The sequence below is a fragment of the Pseudomonas sp. S8 genome (assembly GCF_050473925.1).
GTDB classification, from domain to species: Bacteria; Pseudomonadota; Gammaproteobacteria; order Pseudomonadales; family Pseudomonadaceae; genus Aquipseudomonas; species Aquipseudomonas parakoreensis.
The window spans coordinates 1-7,053 of record NZ_JBFDVZ010000022.1 but is presented as its reverse complement, the minus strand read 5'-3'; the positions used below and the strand labels follow the sequence as shown (position 1 = coordinate 7,053).

At 60.1% G+C, this 7,053-nt stretch carries 4 protein-coding genes and 4 pseudogenes; 4 read left to right on the top strand and 4 right to left on the bottom strand.

Features of this window, described 5'->3' with window-relative positions; translation table 11 throughout:
• Both AB1J88_RS29650 and AB1J88_RS29645 read left to right on the top strand, forming a co-directional pair.
• On the top strand, positions 1-347 hold a 347-nt coding region (locus AB1J88_RS29650), incomplete at its 5' end, for a LysR substrate-binding domain-containing protein (protein WP_430292751.1).
• Positions 348-487: 140 nt separating this feature from the next.
• The gene (locus tag AB1J88_RS29645; protein ID WP_174376820.1) at positions 488-664 is read left to right on the top strand and encodes a hypothetical protein; all 177 of its coding nucleotides are present in this window, start codon (positions 488-490) and stop codon (positions 662-664) included.
• A gap of 133 nt (positions 665-797) precedes the next feature.
• Here AB1J88_RS29645 and AB1J88_RS29640 read toward each other — a convergent pair.
• Positions 798-1,681: pseudogene (locus AB1J88_RS29640) on the bottom strand (helix-turn-helix domain-containing protein).
• A gap of 187 nt (positions 1,682-1,868) precedes the next feature.
• Here AB1J88_RS29640 and pobA point away from each other — a divergent pair.
• Positions 1,869-3,053, top strand: a complete 1,185-nt coding sequence (gene pobA / locus AB1J88_RS29635) for a 4-hydroxybenzoate 3-monooxygenase (RefSeq protein WP_430292721.1) — start codon at positions 1,869-1,871, stop codon at positions 3,051-3,053.
• Between the two features lie 79 nt (positions 3,054-3,132).
• Positions 3,133-4,651 (top strand): annotated as a pseudogene (locus AB1J88_RS29630) (MDR family MFS transporter).
• 97 nt (positions 4,652-4,748) lie between these two features.
• Here AB1J88_RS29630 and AB1J88_RS29625 read toward each other — a convergent pair.
• The 3 genes and pseudogenes from AB1J88_RS29625 to AB1J88_RS29615 all read right to left on the bottom strand — a co-directional run.
• Positions 4,749-5,561: a cache domain-containing protein gene (locus AB1J88_RS29625; RefSeq protein ID WP_430292752.1), complete on the bottom strand. Its 813-nt coding sequence runs from the start codon at positions 5,559-5,561 to the stop codon at positions 4,749-4,751.
• Positions 5,562-5,825: 264 nt separating this feature from the next.
• Positions 5,826-6,681 (bottom strand): annotated as a pseudogene (locus AB1J88_RS29620) (ATPase).
• Positions 6,682-6,797: 116 nt separating this feature from the next.
• Positions 6,798-7,053: pseudogene (locus AB1J88_RS29615) on the bottom strand (NAD-dependent epimerase/dehydratase family protein); the annotation flags it as partial.

The following is a 7,053-nucleotide window of genomic DNA, read 5'->3' as shown; positions in this document are numbered from 1 at the left end:
ACAACTGTCTGACGCATTCGTATTTCGGCAAGAGCCTGTGGCATTTCGAAGAGGACGGCGAACCGGTGTCGGTGCCGGTGCAAGGCAACATCAGCGCCAACGAGGCCAGCACGTTGCTGCGCGCGACCCTGGCCGGTGCGGGCGTGGCGATGCTGCCGACCTATCAGGCCGGGGTGCATGTGCATGCCGGAGAACTGGTGCGCCTGCTGCCGAATGCCGAGCCACGGCAGATGAACATCTACGCGGTGTACGCCTCACGCAAGCACATGCCGGCGGCGCTGCGCAGCATGCTGGATTTTCTGGTGCAACGGTTTCCCGAGCATCCAGAGTGGGATGTGGGGTTGTAGAAAAGCAAAAGATCGCAGCCTGCGGCAGCTCCTACAGAGGAAATGCATTCCAAATGTAGGAGCTGCCGCAGGCTGCGATCCTTTGATCTTGTTCTATGCTGAAAGTAATACCGCAGGGTATGCGTTCAGAGGTCTACGCCATGAACATCAGAACAAGAAGGTACTTCGCGATCTTCATCACCTGCGCCGCCACGCTGGCGCTGTACGGCACTGCGGCCTGGCGGGTCGAGCAACTGCGACAACTGCCCCGCGATTATGCGAGCTGCAATTTCGAGCGTTGTATTCCGCACAATGCCACGCTGAACGCATTGCGCTGATTCGGCTTGCTATCAACCCTGTGGGAGCTTGGCTTGCCAGCGATGGCGGTGGCCCAGACGCCTTCAGTGCTGACTGACAGGACGCAATCGCTGGCAAGCCAGCTCCCACAGGGGGCGGTGGTGTTTTACCCGATCACTGCTCGGCCTTCAGCCGGTCGCGAAACGCCTTTGGCGAAATCCCCACCCTGCGCCGGAACAGGCGCGTGAAGTTGGTCGGATCGGAAAACCCCAACAATTCCGACATCTCGTAAATGGTCATGCTGGTATAGGTCAGCAAACGTTTGGCTTCCAGTAACTGGCGTTCGTGCATGATCTGCAGCGCTGGCTGCCCTGCCAGTTCCCGGCAAGTACCGTTGAGGTGCGACACCGAAATCCCCAGGCGATGCGCCAGGTCTTCGACCTTCACATGCTGGCGGTATGTCTCCTCGACCAATTGAATGAACCCATTGAGGTATTCGCGCTGGCGTTGTGGGCGCTGACTGGCGTTATGGCGCACGATCGCCTGACGGCTGACCCAGACCATGATCACGCTGACCAGCGAATGCATGAGCATTTCCCGCGCGGGTTGATGGCCGTTGTACTCGGCCTGCAATGCTGAAAACAGACTGTGCAGGTACTGCGCATCCTTGCCCGCCGGATAGTGCTCGGCCTGCGCCAGGGCATGCACCGAATTGCCCAGTTGCGCCTGCAGGTGGTTGATCAACGGATTGGCGAGGGTAACGACGAAACCTTCGACGTCCTCGGAAAAACGAAAGCCATGCACCGACAACGGGGGCAGGACTTGAATGGCGGGTTCGTTGAGCTGCGTGCGTTGACCTTCGATTTCAAGCTCTGCCTGACCTTTGAAAACGAAGAGTAACTGGCACAAATCGGCGTGGCGGTGGGGTTTGATTTCCATTGATGTTCGCGGCTGCGTTTGGAAATGGTTTCACAGTGCAGCAAGTCAGGGGTCGGCCAGTCCAGGCTTTCACCGTAGAGCTTGAACACCGGAATCGAAGGCAGGTCAGGCTTGTTCATCACTTCAATCCAGGCCTCGAGGTTTGCGGGCGATAATCGCACCGATTGGCAGAATGTACAGGTATCGGCTCAGTTTTCACCTTCAATTGACAGACCCGCAAGGGAAAAATGCAAGCACTCGATCCATAAAAATCATTCACCGACTCACGTCGCGTGAAGCTTGCGAGTCATAAAAACAATGAAAACGCTGAAAACCCAAGTCGCCATCATTGGCGCCGGTCCCTCCGGATTGCTCCTCGGTCAGTTGTTGCACAACGCCGGCATCGACACCCTGATTCTTGAACGCCAGACGCCCGACTATGTCCTCGGGCGGATTCGCGCCGGCGTGCTCGAACAAGGCATGGTAGAGCTGTTGCGCCAGGCCGGAGTCGGCCAGCGCATGGACGCCGAAGGACTGGTGCACGGCGGTTTCGATCTGGCCCTGGATGGGCGTCTGGCCCACATCGATCTGCAGGGTCTGACCGGTGGCAAAACCGTGATGGTCTACGGCCAGACCGAGGTCACGCGGGACCTGATGGCCGCTCGTCGGGAGGCCGGTGCGTCGACGATTTACGAGGCGAGCCATGTCGTTCCTCACGGCATGAAAAGCGACGAGGCGTTTGTCACCTTCGAAAAGGACGGCGAAACCTGGCACGTCGATTGCGATTACATCGCCGGTTGCGACGGCTTTCATGGCGTAGCCCGGCAGTCGATTCCCGAGGCCTGCCTGAAGATCTTCGAGCGGGTCTATCCGTTCGGCTGGCTGGGGATTCTCGCCGACACCCCGCCGGTGCACGAAGAACTGGTCTACGCCCGTCACGAACGCGGCTTCGCCCTGTGCAGCATGCGTTCGGCCACCCGTACCCGTTATTACCTGCAAGTGCCGGCCGAGGAGAACGTTGCCGACTGGTCCGACGAGCGCTTTTGGGCTGAGCTGAAAACCCGTCTGCCCGCCGAGCTTGCCGAAAAACTGGTCACCGGCCCGTCGATTGAAAAAAGCATCGCGCCGCTGCGCAGCTTTGTCGTTGAGCCGATGCAGTATGGGCGGATGTTTCTGCTCGGCGATGCCGCACACATTGTGCCGCCCACCGGGGCCAAGGGCCTGAACCTGGCCGCCAGCGATGTCAGCACTTTGTTCAACATTCTGCTGAAGGTTTATCGCGAAGGCCGCACGGATCTGTTGGAGAAATACTCGGAAATCTGCCTGCGCCGGGTCTGGAAAGCCGAACGGTTTTCCTGGTGGATGACCTCGATGCTGCACCGTTTCGACGAGCATGATGCTTTCAGCCAACGGATCAGCGCCTCGGAACTGGACTATTTCGTCAGTTCAGAAGCGGGTCGGAAAACCATTGCAGAAAATTACGTCGGGCTTCCTTATGAGGCTATCGAATAGCTTCCTACCGACTTACACTGGCGAGCATCCCCGCTCGCCCGATGGCCTGCGGGATTCTCACTGCCCGCAGGTTCCGCCCGTGACCAATCTTCACCAGCCTGAAACCCCCAAACCGGCCATTCGCAGCGTGCTGGTCGCGCTGATGCTGGCGATCTTTCTCGGGGCATTGGACCAGACCATCGTCGCCGTCTCGATGCCCGCCATCTCCGCACAGTTCAAGGACGTCAGCCTGCTGGCCTGGGTAATTTCCGGGTACATGGTGGCGATGACCGTGGCCGTGCCGATCTACGGCAAGCTCGGCGATTTGTACGGACGGCGCAAACTGATGCTGTTCGGCATGGGCCTGTTCACCCTCGCCTCGCTGTTTTGCGGCATGGCGCAAAGCATGGAACAACTGGTGCTGGCGCGGATTCTCCAGGGCATCGGCGCCGGCGGAATGATCTCGGTCAGTCAGGCGATCATCGGCGACATCGTCCCGCCCCGCGAACGCGGGCGCTATCAGGGTTACTTCAGCAGCATGTATGCGGTGGCCAGCGTCCGCCGGGCCGGTGCTCGGCGGTTACATGACCGAATACCTGTCGTGGCGCTGGGTATTCCTGATCAACCTGCCGCTGGGGCTGGGCGCCTGGTGGGTGGCCAATCGCAACCTGCGCGGGCTGCCGATTCCGCAGCGCAAACCGATCATCGACTACCTCGGCACGCTGTTGATGATCATCGGTTTGACCGCGTTGCTGCTGGCCATCACTCAGGTCGGTCAGGGCCATTCGTGGCGCAGCAGCGAAGTGCTTGGCTTGTTCGCCTGTGCGGTGCTGGTGCTGGCGGTGTTCGTCTGGCATGAACGCCGGGCGCGCGAGCCGCTGCTGCCGATGCATCTGTTCACCAACCGCAACGCGTTGCTGTGCTGGTGCACGATTTTCTTCACCAGTTTTCAGGCGATCTCGCTGATCGTGTTGATGCCGCTGCGCTTTCAGAGCGTCACTGGCGCCGGTGCCGATGCGGCGGCGTTGCACTTGCTGCCGCTGGCGATGGGCCTGCCGATAGGCGCCTATTTCGCCGGACGCCGCACCTCGGTGACCGGTCGTTACAAACCCCAGATTCTGACGGGTGCGATCCTGATGCCGATTTCGATTCTCGGCATGGCGTTCAGCCCACCGGATGCGACGCTGGTCAGCAGTCTGTTCATGCTGCTCAGCGGGATTGCCGGCGGCATGCAGTTCCCGACTTCATTGGTGGGCACACAGAACTCGGTGGAACAGCGCGACATCGGCGTCGCCACCAGCACCACCAACCTGTTCCGCTCGCTGGGCGGCGCAGTGGGTGTGGCGTTGATGTCGGCGCTGTTGCTGGCGTTGTTGCAGGATTCGAGTTTTGCCCACCTGGCGAGCAACTCGCTGCTCAGCGAGGGGCATTCGGGCAACGTGCTGCTCGACGGTTTGAACGCCGCACCGGGCGATGCGCAGAACGCCTTGCGCGCCGAGCTTTCGGTGACGTTCCGGCATTTGCTGTGGGTGAGTACGGCGGTGTCGTTGCTGGGGCTGGCGGCGGCGATTGCGATGCCGAACAACCTGCTGCGCGGGCGCGAGCACGGCGCCAAATAACAGCAAAAGATCGCAGCCTGCGGCAGCTCCTACAGAGATGCATTCCCATGTAGGAGCTGCCGAAGGCTCGGGCCGCGTTCGGACGATCTTTTGATTTTCAGGGGCTGTAGTAACCCACCGCCACCAGAAAATGCCCGACCTTCTTCAGGTACGCATGCTTGTCCTCGACCTTGCCGGTCACCGGGTTTTTCCAGCGGTATTCGTATTCACCGTCATCCTGCTTGGCGATCAGCGCCAGCATCGGCTCGCCCACCGGTTTACCTTCCGGGTCCTTGATCTTGCTGAAGTCGGTGTTGATCAGGCGCAGGTTGGTGCCGTGGGCAACGTAGCGTTCGGTCTGCAGATCGACCACGAACACATACAAGTCATCCTGCAGATAACCACCCTTGAGCGAGTTGATGGCCGTCAGCGTGCCCTTCTCGTTTTTCCCCAGATCGGTTGCAGCCTTGTCGAGAAGTGCCTTGGCCTGCTCGGCTGAAGCGCGCGGCAGGTAATAACCGACGGCCAGAATCCGCTGACCGATGCGCTGGTAATACACATGTTTGCGCTCGACCTTGCCGTCCGCCCAGTTCTGCCAGCGGTATTCGGCCTGTTGAATGCCGTTGCCTTCCGGCACTAGCAAGGCGTCCTTGAAGGCCTTCTGCAAATCCGGCGCAAGCACTTCGCTGACGTCACGGCCGATCAAGGCTGAGGACGGCCCGCCGCTGGCGAGCATCACGCCTTTGGTGTCGACCACGAACACGTAGCGATCCTTGTCGACGAACTCGCCCTGACGGCTGAACGCGGCGAAGGCCTTGTCGCCGTTGTCGTGGTAATAGGCCAGGGCCTTTTCCAGCAAAGCGATGGCGGCCTTGCTGTCGTCCTTTTGCGTGGCGGCAGCGTTGACCTGCCCTGCCCCCATAAAAAGCATCACCCCGAGCCACGCCACTTTATGCAAAAACCCATAACGCATCCCTCGTTCTTGTTGGTGTTTCAAGAGCGTAGACGGCTTGGGCTCGGACGGGGCGCCGCATCCTGTAGCGAGGAGATTTATCCCCGATGGGCTGCGCAGCAGCCCTGATGCAGAGAACACATATTTTCTGAGACACCGAGCTGATAACAGGGAGCTGCTGTGCAGCCCCATCGGGGATGAATCCCCTCACCACAAAGGTCCCTGGCTACAGTTCATCAGGCCCTACGGCCGGGCATTGATCTGCTGTTGCAGGTTCTGGATCTGCGCCTGCAGGGTGTTGAGGTTGCGGGTCATCTGCCCGCGGAATGCGTCGAACTCGGCGGTATTGCCACCACCCTGCGCAGCGGCAGGGCGATTGTCCTGTTCGCTTTTGAGGACGACGATTTCCTGCTCCAGACGCTCGATCGCCGCGTTCGAAGTGCCCTGCTTCTTCAGCGCCGTGATATCAGCGCCGAGGCTTTTCAGCTGAGCGTCATAACTCTTGAGCTGGACATCGACCTTGCTGGTATCCGCCGATGCGCCTTTCAGGGCCGCCAGTTCCGCGCTCAAGGCTTTGACCTGAGCCTGCAACTGGGTATTGGCGTTCTGTTGTTCAATGGTCTGCGCGGTCATTTGCGCCAGACGCTTGTCCAGATCGCTGGCTTGGCCGACCACGCCTTGCTGCTGTTTACCCTGATCCAGCAACTGGGTTTCCAGCTGTTTGATCTGCAGCTTCAACGCTTCGCTGTCGCTGTTGACGTTGCTCTGGCTGGCCACCACCTTGCCGGAAATGTCCTGCAACCGCCCCGCCGCTTCCTCGCTGATGCGCGCAAAGCTTTCCTGGGTCGCGACCAACTGCTGCTCCATCAGCGAGATCTGCTGGAAACTCCACCAGGCCAGACCGATAAAGGCAAAGAACAACGCGCCGACCAGTGCCCACAGCGGCCCGGTACTCGCGGCCTTGACCTTGACCACCGGCGGCTGTGCGCGAGTGCACGGAGGTGCGGGCGGTGGGCGAAATGTCATCGTCGTCAAAGGTGTCGGCCCGCAGGCTCGGTACATCGTCGAAATCGTCGTTGGCATCGTTACGCATGGACATTGAGGCAACCTTTGTGGAACGCGGTGATGGCTTAATGCTGCGAAGTATAACCGCCGCAGCCGCAGGGATTGACCCTCAAGCGGCAGTGCGGTTCATTGCTGGCCGGGCGACTTGTATCAACGGATGTCCTGAGCTTTCCACCAGCCACAGAACTCGTCGAGGGCCGACCACAGGCTGACTTTCGGATCGTAGTCCAGATAATGCCGGGCGCGGCTGATGTCGAGGGTGAAATTTTTCTTCATGACCTGCATGCCCAGCCGCGACAGGGTCGGCTCCGGGCGGCCCGGCCAGAGTTTGCACACGCCTTCGTTGAGCGCTGCAACGCTGTAGGCCAGGCCATACGAACGGTATTTAGTCACCTGCGGCACTTCC